Source organism: Thalassospira profundimaris (assembly GCF_003326755.1).
In the GTDB taxonomy this organism is placed as follows: Bacteria; Pseudomonadota; Alphaproteobacteria; order Rhodospirillales; family Thalassospiraceae; genus Thalassospira; species Thalassospira profundimaris_B.
Genome location: NZ_JPWH01000001.1, coordinates 616,968 through 630,476 on the forward strand (window position 1 = coordinate 616,968; position 13,509 = coordinate 630,476).

Genomic DNA, 13,509 nt, shown 5'->3' on the forward strand with positions numbered 1-13,509 from the left:
CTGCGATGGCGAAACCCCTGACGGGCGGGGTGATCGCCCCGATACTGTGCCATTTTAAAAAATGTCTTGAAAGTCATTTCGATTATGCACGCTTGCTAAATAATAGAGCGTCCGCCAGCCCTGTGTTAGGAAAATAGGGTTATAAGAATTCTGAAAACGCGCGTCATAATATGCTGCAAGGCAATATCAGGGACGGAAACCGGGCATGGGACAAGCGTTCATAGCGGCGCACCCCGGTAAGAGAGAGGGACCAAACAGGTGGACATTCTGTTTCAGGACTGGATCAATCTGATCCTGCGCTGGGCGCATGTGATTACCGGCATCGCGTGGATTGGCTCGTCATTTTATTTTGTCTGGCTGGACCTGTCGCTGCGCAAGCGGCCCGGCATGGATGAAGGGGTTTATGGCGAAGCCTGGATGGTGCATGGCGGTGGTTTTTACCATGTCAATAAATGGATGGTGGCACCCGCCAAAATGCCCGATGACCTGCACTGGTTCAAATACGAGGCCTATTTTACCTGGCTGACCGGCTTTGCCCTGCTGGTAACGATGTATTACTGGAGCGCGGAATCCTACCTGATTGATCCATCGGTGATGCCGATGACCAAATGGGATGCGATTCTGACCGGGTTGATGAGCCTGGTTGCGGGCTGGTTCATTTATGATTTCATCTGCAAAAGCCCGATTGGCCGGAAAACCAGCACCCTTGCGGTGGCGCTGTTTATCCAGATCATGGCCTTTGCCTGGCTTTACACCCATGTCTTTAGCGGGCGGGGCGCGTTTATTCATGTCGGTGCGCTGATTGGCACGATGATGGCGGCCAATGTGTTTCGCATTATCATCCCTAACCAGAAAAAGGTTGTGGCATCGCTGATGGCCGGGGAAAAACCGGACCCGGCATTGGGTTTGCAGGCAAAGCAGCGTTCAACGCACAATAACTATCTGACCCTGCCGGTGCTGGCGATGATGATCAGCAACCATTACCCGATGACCTATGCCCATGATCATTCCTGGATCGTGATTGGTCTGATCCTGATTGTCGGCGGGTTGGTGCGGCATTTTTTCAATACCCGCAATGCGGGCGGCAGTGGCAGCGCCATTGCCTGGCAATTGCCTGCCGCGGCGGTTTTCATGGCAATTTTGGTGGTGTTTGTTTCCTATGATCCCAATGCCCCGCGCGCGGGCGATGTGATTTCCTCAAGCGAGGCGATTGGCATTATTCAAACCCGCTGTGCCGTTTGCCATTCCGCCCATCCGACCGAGGATGGCTTTGATACTGCCCCGGCAGGCGTGATGTTTGATAATCTGGACGAGGTCCATGCCAACGCGCAGCGCATCATGGCCCAGGCGGTAATTGGCAAATCCATGCCGCTGGGCAATTTGACGGAAATGACCGACGATGAACGGGCAAAGCTTGGACAATGGATCCGGGCAAAAATGCCGGATTAAAGATGGCTTCCAAAGTGTTCCGACCTAAACGACGTCATGAAGGCAGTCACGAATACAGCCCCGTAACCAAGATAAGGCCACGTCATGTTCGGTATGGCCCGCCCACATCATATGCGACGATGAAAATCCCGATATGACCGGGACCGGGCCAATCGTCAGGTCAAATTTGGCAGCATACAGGCGGGCAATCCGTGCGGGGACGGTGGCAATCAGGGGGGCCTGTGCCGCCACGGCCAGCAAGGGCAAAAAGGCCGGTGCCGCAAACCCAATATCAAGCGTATGGCCGGTTGTGCGATAAATCTCGCCAACGCATCCCGATATGTCACTAACCTGCGAAAACACGGCATGGCGGCCGGCAAAATAGGCCGCCTCGTCAAAGGTGCCCTTCAGGCCGATCAGGTCGGGGCGAAAACAGCAAACTGCCTGCGCGTCAAACAGGCGCTCGCCCTTAAATGCCCCTTGCGGCACATAGGGCACACCCACGGCCACATCAATTTCACTGCGGCTTAGCAACGGTTCCACCGTTGCCAGGCTCAGATCACGGGCGAGAATGCCAATATTGGGGGCCTTTTGCGCCAGATCGGCCATCAGGGCAGGCAAAAGCACCTGTGTCATTTCATCGGAAACGCCAATGCGAAAAACCCGTTTCTCCGTTGACGGGTCAAAATGCAGGCCCACTTTCAGGGCCGCCTGGGCCTGATGCAGGGCCTCGCGTATCGGGCCAGCCAGGCTTTGCGCCCGGGCGGTTGGCTGCATTTTGGGGCCCATACGCACAAAAAGCTCGTCGCCCAATAACAGCCGCAGGGTTGCCAGGCTGTGGCTCATGGCGGGTTGGCCGATCCGCAGCTTTTCGGCCGCGCGTGTCACACTGCCTTCGCTGATCAGGGCATCAAAGGCTACCAGCAAATTCAGGTCAAAGGACCGCAAATTGAAATGGTCGATATTCTTCATTATTCACATCGATTTGATTAATGATAACCTCAGATATACCCTGTTTGACATAATTTCAAAAGCATCAACGGCCCGCCTGCAGCTTCTGTTTGCAGGGATCAAACAGGAAATCATCATGAACGTTTCGGCCCAATATTCTGCCCGCCCCAATGCCGCACCGGGATTTTATGGCACCTGGCAGGGTGATACCGCGATCATCGCCCTGTGTGATGGCATCCTGCCCTTTCCGCTAGACAAGCTGTATCTGAACACAACACCCGAACATGTGCGCGAACGGCTAAGCGCACACCGGCAGGAACTACCCGCGCCTGGCCCCTTTAACGCATTTTTGATCGCGCAACATAACCGCGTGATCCTGATTGATACCGGCAGCGGCGATTTGGGTGGTCCGGCGCTAGGCCACCTGGCCGATCACCTTCAGGCGGCGGGATATCACCCTGATCAGGTCAATGATGTTATCCTGACCCACCTGCATAGTGACCATTTTGGCGGGTTGATCCGCAATGGCGACATGGCATTTGCCAATGCCCGCGTACATATTCCCAAACGCGATGCCGACTTTTTCCTGGATCCCGCGCAAATGGCAAAGGCACCCGCCCCCATGCAGCCGCATTTCAAAAATGCGATGGCCTGCATCCCCCCCTATGCCGATGCCGGGCGGGTTTCCCTGTTTGATGATAACGAAGCCCCCCTTCCCGGCATTGCCCGGTCCATTCTGCTGCCCGGCCATTCACCGGGGCATAGCGGCATCATCATTAAAACGGAGGCAAATGACGTTTTGTGCTGGGGCGATATCATGCACGGCGACATCCTTCAGTTTGAAGATCCCGATATCGCCATTTGTTTTGATGTTGATGCCCGTGCGGCCATCAGCAGTCGCAAACAGGCCCTGAACCTGGCCGTGCAGGAAAACTGTCTGGTGGCAGGCAGCCACATTGCCTTTCCGGGTTTGGGCCATGTTTTGCGCCATCAAGATGAAAATGCCTATTGCTGGCACCCGGTCGCTTTGCAAAGCCAGCCCTGAATAATCCGCAAAGACAAACAGGGATGCGCTATTTGGCATCCCTGTTTGTTTCATGCCAGGTTGCGATCAACATATCGCTATGTGGCCGGACGGGTATCAGAGGGCAGCGCGATAGTTGGTTGGCACCCAGTCATACATGGTTTCATCTTCGCGGACGTGACCAATGCCCGGGAAGGCAATGTGGGCCCCTGCAACCATGTATTTTTCGCGGGTGGCCTCGGCAAAGGCGGTCTCGCGCGTTTTGATGGCAAGGTCTGGATCGACGTCAAAGGAAATTGAAACGCCAGGTTCGTCGAATTGCAGCACATCGCCATGTGTGATGTCGCCCCAATAGACAAACTTTTTACCCTTGCTTTCGACCCACAGGGCGCTGTGGCCAGGCGTGTGACCGGGCCGCAGGGTGGAATTGACCAGTCCGGGCAGGGGGGATTCATTATCGGCATAGGTTTTAAAGCGACCTGCTGCGATATAGGGCCTGGTTGCCTGATCGGCTTCGTCAAAATAACGTTTGTTCCCGTCCGCTGCCTTGTCCCGGATGGCTGGATTGAGCCAGTATTCGACTTCGCGTTTAGGGGCGTGGATCATGGCATTGGGGAAAACAATTTTACCGTCCAGCACCAGCCCGCCGGAATGGTCGGTGTGAATATGGGTCAGGACAACGTCGTCTATCTGGTCGGGGTGATAGCCTGACGCGCGAAGATTGGCCGGGAGTTTACCCAGTTGCGGGCCAAGGAAGTTACTGGTGCCTGCATCAAGCAGAACCAGCCTGCTGCCGAAATTAAGAAGAAACGCGTTTACCGAGGTTGATGTTGGAGACCCTTGAAAGGCATTGGCAAGGGCGGTACGGGCATGTTCGGGGCTGGTGTTCAGATACAGATCTGCCAGCGGGAAATCACCGGTGCCATCCGAAAGGGCGGTGACTTCAATATCGCCGACCATCAGGCGATAATAACCGGGGGCCTGTGTGCCGACAAACGGTGCCTTGGCATTCGCCACAAGGGGGACGAATACCGTACTGGCGGCGGCACCGGCGGCAATTGCCAGTGAATTTTTTAGCATTTCGCGACGTGACAGCATAACGATCTCCTGGATCATATAATCGGCATGTACCGGTAACTTGTAATGTGATGCCGGAAATGTATATCTATGATGGTCAGCAATCAAATCGATGCCAGTCATGGATACTATTGATCATTTTAATTTACGGTCTTTTGATCTGAACCTCCTGATCGCGTTTGACGTGATGATGCAGGAACTTAATGTCACCAAATCCGCCGAAAAATTGCGGATCGGGCAATCCGCCATGAGCCACAACCTGGCAACTTTGCGGATGTTGCTTGATGACGAGCTGTTTTATCGGGTTGGACAAACAATGCGGCCGACGGCCCGCGCACTTGCTTTGGCCGGGTCAATACGGGCGGTGTTGGTTCAGGCGCAACATGCCCTGTCTGCGGGAAGCCGGTTTGACCCGGCAACGGAAAAGCGGGCATTTCGGATAGGCCTGACCGATGAAATGGAAATGTTTTTGCTGCCCGCCCTGATATCACGCATTCATGCAATCGCCCCCGGGGTCGGTTTGTTAAGCCGGGCTGTGTCGGCCGAAACGGTTGGCATAATGATGAATGACCGGGAAATAGACATTGCGATTGGCAGCAAGGATTTCCCCGAGGGACGCTGCCACAGTGAAGTCTTGTTCGAATCCGAAGTGGTGTGCTGTTTTAACCCCGACCTGTTTGCAAAGGTACAGGTGATTGACAGGGAAACCTATTTGGGCGCACGTCATGCGTTGTTGTCGCAGACCAGTCAGGTTGAGGGATGTATTGGCATGATGCTGCGCACGATGGGAATTGGCATCGACGTCGCGTTGACCACATCCGATTTTATGCCGGTTTTGTCTGCGGCACGTCATGCGCCCCTGATTGCGACGGTGCCAGCCCGTCTTGCCAATGAATATGCCCCCTTGTTTGGCCTGTCGATATGCCCCATGCCCATTTCCCTGCCATTGCCCCCTGTGAGAATGGGTTGGCCGGTATGGTCGGACAAGGATGCCGGAAGTGCCTGGCTGCGCGATATGTTGCGCGATGTGGTTAAGGGCATGGCGCAGACAAACAGAAGTATCGCAGCGCAATAAAACCCCGTTGACAGGCGTGCCCGGCAGGGAAACAGGGTTCCTGTGATGTAACAGGAACGTCCGTAGGCGAAAGAAGGCAGGCAGATGGCAGCAATGAGTGAGCTGACCAGCCAGGCACCCTCGGTTGATTAAAAAACAGTCATAAAAAATTAAATGAATTAAAAATAGTCACATCAAATAAGCGTCGCGCAATAATTTTCTACTGAATTGGATTGTACTATCGGGAAATTGCGTTGAATCCCTGCGGATTTGCCAAAAAAGCATAAAATTTCAAAATCTGGCATGGTTTTGGCTAGTGCTGCTGCGGTGCAATAAAAAACATGCAGTGGAGGCTACTAATGAAAACGATGCTTCAGGCAATCGCTGGCGCGGGGGCGCTGGCGTGGTCTGCGATGGCGATGACGCCCGCACAGGCGGCTGATGACACGATTAAAATTGGCGTTCTGCATTCTCTTTCGGGGACGATGGCGATTTCGGAAACCACGCTGAAGGATACGGTCCTGATGCTGGTCGATGATCTCAATAAAAATGGGGGTTTGCTGGGTAAAAAGGTCGAGGCCGTGGTGGTGGACCCGGCATCGGACTGGCCGCTTTTTGCCGAAAAGGCGCGTGAACTTCTGGAAAAAGACAAGGTTGCCGCTGTTTTTGGCTGCTGGACGTCGGTCTCGCGCAAATCGGTTCTGCCGGTCTTTGAAGAAGATAACGGCCTTTTGTTTTATCCGGTTCAGTTTGAAGGCGAGGAAAGCTCGCGCAACGTGTTTTACACCGGGGCTGCGCCCAACCAGCAGGCGATCCCCGCTGTCGATTATTTGATGAGCGAAGATGGCGGCGGGGCAGAACGTTTTGCCCTGTTGGGGACGGATTATGTTTATCCGCGCACGACCAACAAAATCCTGCGCGCCTATTTGCACAGCAAGGGTGTCGCCGATGAAGACATCATGGAAAATTACACGCCGTTTGGGCATTCCGACTGGCAGTCGATTGTTGCCGATGTAAAAACCTTTGCCTCGGCGGGTAAGAAAACCGCTGTGGTTTCCACCATCAATGGCGATGCCAATGTGCCGTTCTACAAGGAACTGGCAAACCAGGGCATCAAGGCAGAGGACATTCCGGTTGTCGCCTTTTCGGTCGGGGAAGAGGAACTGGCCGGGATCGATACCGCCCCGCTGGTCGGTCATCTGGCGGCATGGAACTATTTTGAAAGTGTCGATACCGACGCCAATGCCGCCTTCATTAAAAAATGGCATGCCTATATTGGCGATGAAAAACGTGTGACCAACGACCCGATGGAAGCCACCTATATTGGTTTTACCATGTGGAAACAGGCCGTTGAGCAGGCGGGCACCACCGATGTGGATGCCGTGCGCCAGGCCATGTATGGCCAGAAAGTGCCGAACCTGACCGGCGGTGTCGCCGTGATGAACACCAACCATTACCTGTCCAAGCCGGTATTGATTGGCGAAGTACAGGATAACGGCCAGTTCGATACCGTCTGGAGCACCGATGACGTGGTCGTGGGGGATTCCTGGTCGGACTTCATTCCCGAAAGCGCAAAGCTGACGGCGGACTGGACCTATCCCTGGGTGTGCGGCAACTGCGAAACACCGAAATATTAACCGGATCCTACGGGCCGGATGCGCCAGCATTTGAGCGTATTCCGGCCCGTTTTATTGCCGTTTTGCGGCCAGGCCGTGCCGGTCTGGTTGATATTTCGCAAATGCCCGTATCCTTGAATGCGCGATGCAAAGGTTTTGATCATGCGTCGAGATAATTTCCTGCCTGCGCTCTCTTCTGCTTCCGATGGGCTTTCTGCCCGCTTTTTTCTCCGCTCCGGTTGGTCGGTGCGGGTGGTTGTTGCCATGCTGACCGTGATGTGCGTGCTGTCAATCGCCCGGCCCGCCTGGGCCTTTAGCGACGAAGAACTGCGCCAGATTGTTGAAGAACTTGATAGCAAAAGCTCGAACAGGAAACTTGAGGTCATTGGTAAAATAGCCGCCGATGGCGACCCGCGCGCTGTGCCTGTGCTTCAGGCGATGTTAGATGGCGATCTTTATGTCAGCAAGGCCGATGACCGGGTGGTGATTGGCAAAAAGCAGGGCAAGGTCTGGCAGCATATCGATGTGGTCAGTGGCAAGGTAACGGGCGAAAGTGCCGCGCGCGATCTTGATAAAATTCGTATTAATAACCGGCTGCGCGGGGCGCTGCGCGATGCACTGGCAAGCCTGAATTTGTTTAGCCCGGATTTGGCAACCCGCCGGACAGCGGTGGAAACCATTATGGATTCCCGCGACCCGGCAATGGCCCCGCTTTTGAAACGCGCCATCGAACGCGAAGAAGACCCGGGCCTTCTGGCGCGCATGGAACTGGCACAGGCGACAATGGCACTGGCGGCGGGAAAAACCCCGCAAGAACGGCTTGACGCGATTGATGTGCTTGCCAGCCAGACCACGCCGCAAATTCGTGCTGTCTTGCTGCAATTTGTCAATGCGGCCGAAAGCGAAAATTACGATCCCAAGGTGGTGGCGGCGGCGAAGGATGCGGTGGCCTCGGTCGAGGGGCGTTTGCAAATGTGGCAAACGGCGGGGGATGTATATCGCGGTATCAGCCTGGGGTCTGTTTTGCTGCTGGCCGCCGTCGGGCTTGCCATCACCTTTGGCGTCATGGGTGTCATCAATATGGCGCATGGCGAAATGATCATGATTGGGGCCTATACCACCTATGCCGTGCAGCAGGCCTTTGCCGCCTTTTGGCCCGCCGGTATTGGCTGGTCGCTGGCCGTGGCGGTGCCAATGGCGTTTCTGGTCTCGGGCGGGGTGGGTGTGGTGATTGAACGTGTCATCATCCGGTTTCTTTATGGTCGCCCGCTGGAAACCCTGCTGGCAACCTGGGGGTTAAGCCTGATGTTACAGCAGGCCATTCGCAGCCTTTTTGGTGCCAGCAATCGCCAGGTCGTCGCCCCGGATTTCATGAGTGGCGCGATCGAATTTTCAACCGGGCTGGTGCTGACCTATAACCGGCTGTGGATCATTCTGTTTAGCGTGATTGTTGTTGCCGGGATTGCCTTTGTGCTGCGTTACACCGCCTTTGGCCTGCAAATGCGCGCGGTGACGCAAAACCGGCGCATGGCGGGGTCGGTCGGTGTTCGCACCGGCACTGTCGATGCACTGACATTTGGCCTGGGATCGGGCATTGCCGGGATCGCCGGTGTCGCACTTAGCCAGATTGACAATGTCAGCCCCAATCTGGGCCAGGGATATATCATCGACAGTTTCATGGTGGTGGTGTTTGGCGGTGTTGGCAATTTGTGGGGCACGGTTTTGGGCGCCTTTAGCCTGGGGATTGTCAATAAATTCCTCGAACCCGTGGCAGGCGCGGTGCTGGCGAAAATCTTTGTTCTGGTCGCACTGATCCTGTTTATCCAGAAACGTCCCAAGGGGTTGTTTGCCCTTAAGGGTCGCGCGGTGGAGGCCTGATCCATGACCGACTATCGCCAGAAATATAAAATGACGCCGGTTCTGGGCTGGTTACTGCAGGACCGGGGCGGGATGATCCTGCTGGGGATTTTGCTGCTGGGCTGCATTGTTATTCCCATTGGCAACCTTGTGGTGCCCGCAGGATCGGCCTTTCATGTGCCGACCTGGATGCTGGGGCTTCTGGGCAAATATCTGTGTTATGCGCTGTTGGCCCTAAGCGTTGATCTGATTTGGGGATTTTGTGGCATTCTCAGCCTGGGGCATGGCGCGTTTTTTGCCCTGGGCGGCTATGCGATGGGCATGTATCTGATGCGCCAGATCGGCGATCGGGGCGTTTATGGCGACCCGGTCCTGCCCGATTTCATGGTTTTTTTAAACTGGAAGGAACTGCCCTGGTACTGGTACGGGTTTGATCATTTCAGCTTTGCCGTGCTCATGGCGATGCTGGTCCCCGGCATCTTGGCCTTTGTCTTTGGTTTTCTGGCGTTTCGGTCGCGTGTGACGGGGGTTTACCTTTCCATCATTACCCAGGCGATGACCTATGCCCTGTTATTGGCCTTTTTCCGTAATGATATGGGGTTTGGCGGCAATAACGGCCTGACGGATTTCAAGGATATTCTGGGCTTTGATTTGCAGTCCGACCAGACGCGCTGTGTGCTGGTGGTGGCGTCCGCCGTGATGCTGGGGATTTGTTATGTGGTGTCGCGCGGCATTACCCAGTCCCGGTTGGGCAAGGTTTTGATCGCCATTCGCGATGCCGAAAGCCGGGTGCGCTTTACCGGCTATCGGGTGGAATATTACAAACTGTTTGTTTTTACCGTTTCGGCCGTGATGGCGGGCATTGCCGGGGCGCTTTATGTGCCGCAAATCGGCATTATCAACCCTGGCGAATTTGCCCCGGCCGCCAGCATCGAGGTGGTGATCTGGGTCGCGGTTGGCGGACGCGGCACATTGTATGGCGCGGTGTTGGGCGCGTTTATTGTCAATTATGCCAAAACCTTTTTTACCGGCGTGATGCCCGATTTCTGGCTGTTTTTCCTGGGCGGGTTGTTTATTGCCGTCACCCTGTTTTTGCCCAAGGGGGTTATTGGGGCCATTCCGGCCTTTGCCGGGGCAGGGGCTGTTGGTGCATCGGGTACATCCGGCGGCTGGCGTGACAGGCTGGCAGCCTGGCGGGGTAATCAGGGGGGCAAGGCATGAGCACGGCAGAAGATTTACTGGCCGAAGAAAGCCGCATGATCCAAAGCGAAAAGGCCGCGACCATCCTGTATGTGGATGGGGTATCGGTCACGTTTGATGGCTTTCGCGCGCTTAATAACCTGAGCTTCTATGTCGAACCGGGGGAGCTTCGCGCCATTATCGGCCCTAACGGGGCGGGTAAAACCACGATGATGGATATTATCACCGGCAAAACCCGGCCCGATAGCGGCGATGTGCTGTTTAAAAGCGACGTGGACCTGACCAAACTGGACGAGGCCGACATTGCCAATTTGGGCATTGGGCGGAAGTTTCAGAAACCCACCGTTTTTGAAAGCCATACGGTGTTTGACAACCTGCTTTTGGCCTGTTCGGGCGGGCGCGGGGTGTTTCAGGCGCTGTTTCACCGGCTGGCAAACCGCGAAAAGCAGCGGATCGAGGAAACCCTTGCCACCATCCGCCTGGGGGATTTGCGCGATATGATGGCGGCAAATCTGTCGCACGGGCAAAAGCAATGGCTGGAAATTGGCATGTTGCTGATGCAGGAACCCCAATTGCTGCTGGTGGATGAACCTGTGGCGGGCATGACGGATTCCGAAACCGAGCAAACGGCGATTTTGCTGCGCGATATTGCCAAAACCCGCTCGGTCGTGGTGGTGGAACATGACATGGAATTTGTCCGTGACCTGGATTGCAAGGTAACCGTGCTGCACGAAGGATCGGTCCTCGCGGAAGGGCGGCTTGATAGCGTGCAAAAAGACCCGCGTGTCATTGAAGTCTATCTGGGGCGCTGATCATGTTAAATGTTGAAAATATCGACCTTTTTTATGGGGCCTCCCAGGCATTGCGTTCGGTGTCGCTACGTGCTGAAACCGGCAATGTAACGGCGGTTCTGGGCCGCAATGGCGTGGGCAAAACATCGCTGATGCGCGCTGTTGTCGGGCAGCATCCGGTTGCGGGCGGTGATATTGTCTGGGAAGGCAAAAACATATCGCGCGATCCGGCCTGGAAGCGTTCGGCTGCGGGCATTGCCATTGTGCCCCAGGGACGCGAGATTTTTCCGCTGCTAAGCGTAAAGGAAAACCTCGAAACCGGCTTTGCCGCCCTGCCGCGTGCCATGCGCCATATCCCCGATGAAATATTCGAGCTGTTTCCCGTCCTGCGCGACATGCTGGGGCGGCGCGGGGGCGACCTTTCGGGCGGGCAGCAACAGCAGCTTGCCATTGGTCGCGCCCTTGTCACCCGCCCGCGCTTGCTCGTGCTTGATGAACCGACAGAGGGGATTCAGCCCTCCATCATCAAGGATATTCAGCGCGTGATCAAACAGTTGGCGGATCGGGGTGATATGGCGATTTTGCTGGTCGAGCAATATTTTGATTTTGCCCATGAACTGGCCGACGACATTGTGGTGCTGGAACGCGGTGAAGTGGTGCTGGCGGGCAAAAAGGATGCACTGGACCGTGAAAATGTGCGCAGCTATCTGACTGTTTGATCAGCATTTGCCTAAAATTCGCACAATGATTGCAACGGCTAAGGGAACGGGATGGGGCACTGCCTGCGGGAATGGCAGGCATTGCCGTTCTGGCCCGTATTTTGCTTTTGTCATTGAAACGTGCAGTGGTGCTTGATCCTTTCTGTATGATAAATTCGGGATTGAATGTTTGGCAGGGCTGGGCGTTTTACGGTGGCAACGGCGTAGGGTGGGCTTGTGCAACTCGGCAAGATTGAAAATTCTGTGCGCAATGACGCTGCCATGCCGGCATCCCTGCGCCCAATCGTGACCGATGGCCGGGCCGAGGTGGCCTTCAAGGCTGCACCCGTTTCCCATATGCCTTCCAGTCTGGATCATCTTTATTACCGCGACCCGATGAAAATGCTGTTTCCGCGCCCGCAGCCCGGCGATATCAGCCAGGCGGTGCTGGCAACAACATCGGGTGGCATGGTTGGCGGCGATCAGCTTTCATTTGCCGGGCGCACGGGGGAAAATGCCCGCCTTCTGATTACCGCCCAGGCCGCCGAAAAGGTATACCGGTCACTGGGGCCGGATGGCAAAATGCAGGTGGCGCTGGTGGCCGATAATCATTCCTGGCTGGAATGGCTGCCACAGGAAACCATCCTGTTTGATGGGGCGCGTTTGCGCCGCACCACATCGGTTTCGGTTTCGGGCTCTGGCCGGGTTCTGGCCGGGGAAATGATGGTATTTGGCCGCCTCGCCCGGGGCGAGGTTTTTACGCGCGGCCTTGCGCGCGATGCCTGGGATGTGTCGCTGGATGGTCGCCCGGTCTGGCGTGATGCGCTGCATCTTGATGGCGATATTTTATCGGTGCTGGATCATCCGGCCTGTTTTAACGGGGCGCGGGCCAGTGCGACGGCGGTTTTTGTTGGTCGGGGGGCCGAAGAAACGCTGGTCACGGCCCGTGAATGCCTGGAGGGCGCTGTGCAACAGGGGGATGGTGTTTTGGCCGCCGCAACCGCAATGGCAAATATTGTGATTGTACGCTGGCTGGCGGTCGAACCCATGCGGTTGCGCAGCGCCTATGGCACCTGGTGGGCGGCCTTTCGCCACCGGGTGAATAATCTGCCCGCCCGTCTGCCCCGCATGTGGGAGATTTAAGCAATGCGTGACGCATTAAATGCAAAAGGGATGATGTCATGAACCTGACGCCGCGTGAAAAGGACAAATTGCTGATCGCGATGGCCGCAATGGTGGCCCGCCGCCGCCTGGAACGCGGGGTGAAGCTGAATTATCCCGAGGCGATTGCCCTGATTACCGATTATGTCGTCGAAGGGGCGCGTGACGGGGTTTCCGTTGCCGATCTGATGCGCGACGGGGCAACGGTGATCACCCGTGACCAGGTGATGGAGGGCATTGCCGAAATGATCCCGGAAATTCAGGTTGAAGCCACTTTTCCCGACGGGGTTAAGCTGGTGACTGTTCACGAACCCATTCGCTAACTGGAAGGGCAAGATCATGATCCCCGGTGAAATTATCACGGCTTCTGGCACCCTGACCCTGAATGACGGGCGTGAAACCCTGACATTGACCGTCTCAAACACCGGCGACCGCCCGGTGCAGGTGGGGTCGCACTATCATTTTTACGAAACCAATCCCGGCCTTGATTTTGACCGCGAGGCCGCACGCGGCTTTCGCCTGGATGTGCCAGCAGGCAGTGCGGTGCGGTTTGAACCGGGCCAAACCCGCGAGGTGCAACTGGTGCGCTATGCCGGCAAGGGCGTGGTTTACGGGTTTAACGGCAAAATCAATGGCGCATTGGGGGGCTGAA

13 protein-coding genes are annotated in these 13,509 nt (G+C 55.8%); 11 read left to right on the top strand and 2 right to left on the bottom strand.

What is annotated here, in order from left to right; genetic code table 11:
* The first annotated feature begins 258 nt into the window (after window positions 1–258).
* Window positions 259–1,449: a urate hydroxylase PuuD gene (locus TH25_RS02785; RefSeq protein WP_114086860.1), complete on the top strand. Its 1,191-nt coding sequence runs from the start codon at window positions 259–261 to the stop codon at window positions 1,447–1,449.
* 24 nt (window positions 1,450–1,473) lie between these two features.
* Here the strand turns inward: TH25_RS02785 and TH25_RS02790 are convergent, their stop codons facing one another.
* Window positions 1,474–2,400 carry a LysR family transcriptional regulator gene (locus tag TH25_RS02790; RefSeq protein ID WP_114086861.1) on the bottom strand — a complete coding sequence of 309 codons (927 nt, stop codon included), beginning with the start codon at window positions 2,398–2,400 and terminating at the stop codon, window positions 1,474–1,476.
* A 115-nt stretch (window positions 2,401–2,515) separates the two neighbouring features.
* Between TH25_RS02790 and TH25_RS02795 the strand changes: the two genes are divergently transcribed.
* Complete coding sequence (locus TH25_RS02795; protein ID WP_147252976.1) at window positions 2,516–3,424, top strand: MBL fold metallo-hydrolase; 909 nt, start codon at window positions 2,516–2,518, stop codon at window positions 3,422–3,424.
* A gap of 96 nt (window positions 3,425–3,520) precedes the next feature.
* Here the strand turns inward: TH25_RS02795 and TH25_RS02800 are convergent, their stop codons facing one another.
* Entirely contained in the window at window positions 3,521–4,501 is a 981-nt protein-coding gene (locus tag TH25_RS02800; RefSeq protein WP_114086863.1) for an MBL fold metallo-hydrolase, read from the bottom strand.
* Between the two features lie 100 nt (window positions 4,502–4,601).
* Here TH25_RS02800 and TH25_RS02805 point away from each other — a divergent pair, with 100 nt between their 5' ends.
* From TH25_RS02805 to TH25_RS02845, 9 genes are all read left to right on the top strand, one after another.
* Window positions 4,602–5,555 carry a LysR family transcriptional regulator gene (locus TH25_RS02805; protein WP_181847360.1) on the top strand — a complete coding sequence of 318 codons (954 nt, stop codon included), beginning with the start codon at window positions 4,602–4,604 and terminating at the stop codon, window positions 5,553–5,555.
* 338 nt (window positions 5,556–5,893) lie between these two features.
* Window positions 5,894–7,171 carry an urea ABC transporter substrate-binding protein gene (gene urtA, locus TH25_RS02810; protein WP_114086865.1) on the top strand — a complete coding sequence of 426 codons (1,278 nt, stop codon included), beginning with the start codon at window positions 5,894–5,896 and terminating at the stop codon, window positions 7,169–7,171.
* 141 nt (window positions 7,172–7,312) lie between these two features.
* Window positions 7,313–9,028, top strand: a complete 1,716-nt coding sequence (gene urtB / locus TH25_RS02815; RefSeq protein ID WP_114086866.1) for an urea ABC transporter permease subunit UrtB — start codon at window positions 7,313–7,315, stop codon at window positions 9,026–9,028.
* A 3-nt stretch (window positions 9,029–9,031) separates the two neighbouring features.
* On the top strand, window positions 9,032–10,228 hold the full coding sequence (gene urtC, locus TH25_RS02820) for an urea ABC transporter permease subunit UrtC (protein WP_114086867.1): 1,197 nt from the start codon (window positions 9,032–9,034) through the stop codon (window positions 10,226–10,228).
* Window positions 10,229–10,263: 35 nt separating this feature from the next.
* The gene (urtD, locus tag TH25_RS02825; protein ID WP_114086967.1) at window positions 10,264–11,019 is read left to right on the top strand and encodes an urea ABC transporter ATP-binding protein UrtD; all 756 of its coding nucleotides are present in this window, start codon (window positions 10,264–10,266) and stop codon (window positions 11,017–11,019) included.
* A gap of 2 nt (window positions 11,020–11,021) precedes the next feature.
* Complete coding sequence (gene urtE, locus TH25_RS02830) at window positions 11,022–11,717, top strand: urea ABC transporter ATP-binding subunit UrtE (protein WP_114086868.1); 696 nt, start codon at window positions 11,022–11,024, stop codon at window positions 11,715–11,717.
* A gap of 216 nt (window positions 11,718–11,933) precedes the next feature.
* Window positions 11,934–12,839: an urease accessory protein UreD gene (locus TH25_RS02835; protein ID WP_258549004.1), complete on the top strand. Its 906-nt coding sequence runs from the start codon at window positions 11,934–11,936 to the stop codon at window positions 12,837–12,839.
* A gap of 38 nt (window positions 12,840–12,877) precedes the next feature.
* On the top strand, window positions 12,878–13,180 hold the full coding sequence (locus TH25_RS02840; RefSeq protein WP_073955412.1) for an urease subunit gamma: 303 nt from the start codon (window positions 12,878–12,880) through the stop codon (window positions 13,178–13,180).
* Window positions 13,181–13,196: 16 nt separating this feature from the next.
* The gene (locus TH25_RS02845; RefSeq protein ID WP_073955413.1) at window positions 13,197–13,508 is read left to right on the top strand and encodes an urease subunit beta; all 312 of its coding nucleotides are present in this window, start codon (window positions 13,197–13,199) and stop codon (window positions 13,506–13,508) included.
* The last annotated feature ends 1 nt before the right edge of the window (window position 13,509 follow it).

What these genes read in the sequence shown, in the direction of transcription:
- TH25_RS02845 (WP_073955413.1), top strand. Translation starts at nt 13,197, where the DNA reads ATGATCCCCGGTGAAATTATCACGGCTTCTGGCACCCTGACCCTGAAT.
- TH25_RS02795 (WP_147252976.1), top strand. Translation starts at nt 2,516, where the DNA reads ATGAACGTTTCGGCCCAATATTCTGCCCGCCCCAATGCCGCACCGGGA.
- TH25_RS02840 (WP_073955412.1), top strand. Translation starts at nt 12,878, where the DNA reads ATGAACCTGACGCCGCGTGAAAAGGACAAATTGCTGATCGCGATGGCC.
- TH25_RS02790 (WP_114086861.1), bottom strand. Translation starts at nt 2,400, where the DNA reads ATGAAGAATATCGACCATTTCAATTTGCGGTCCTTTGACCTGAATTTG.
- urtE (WP_114086868.1), top strand. Translation starts at nt 11,022, where the DNA reads ATGTTAAATGTTGAAAATATCGACCTTTTTTATGGGGCCTCCCAGGCA.
- TH25_RS02800 (WP_114086863.1), bottom strand. Translation starts at nt 4,501, where the DNA reads ATGCTGTCACGTCGCGAAATGCTAAAAAATTCACTGGCAATTGCCGCC.
- urtB (WP_114086866.1), top strand. Translation starts at nt 7,313, where the DNA reads ATGCGTCGAGATAATTTCCTGCCTGCGCTCTCTTCTGCTTCCGATGGG.
- urtA (WP_114086865.1), top strand. Translation starts at nt 5,894, where the DNA reads ATGAAAACGATGCTTCAGGCAATCGCTGGCGCGGGGGCGCTGGCGTGG.
- TH25_RS02805 (WP_181847360.1), top strand. Translation starts at nt 4,602, where the DNA reads ATGGATACTATTGATCATTTTAATTTACGGTCTTTTGATCTGAACCTC.
- urtD (WP_114086967.1), top strand. Translation starts at nt 10,264, where the DNA reads ATGATCCAAAGCGAAAAGGCCGCGACCATCCTGTATGTGGATGGGGTA.
- urtC (WP_114086867.1), top strand. Translation starts at nt 9,032, where the DNA reads ATGACCGACTATCGCCAGAAATATAAAATGACGCCGGTTCTGGGCTGG.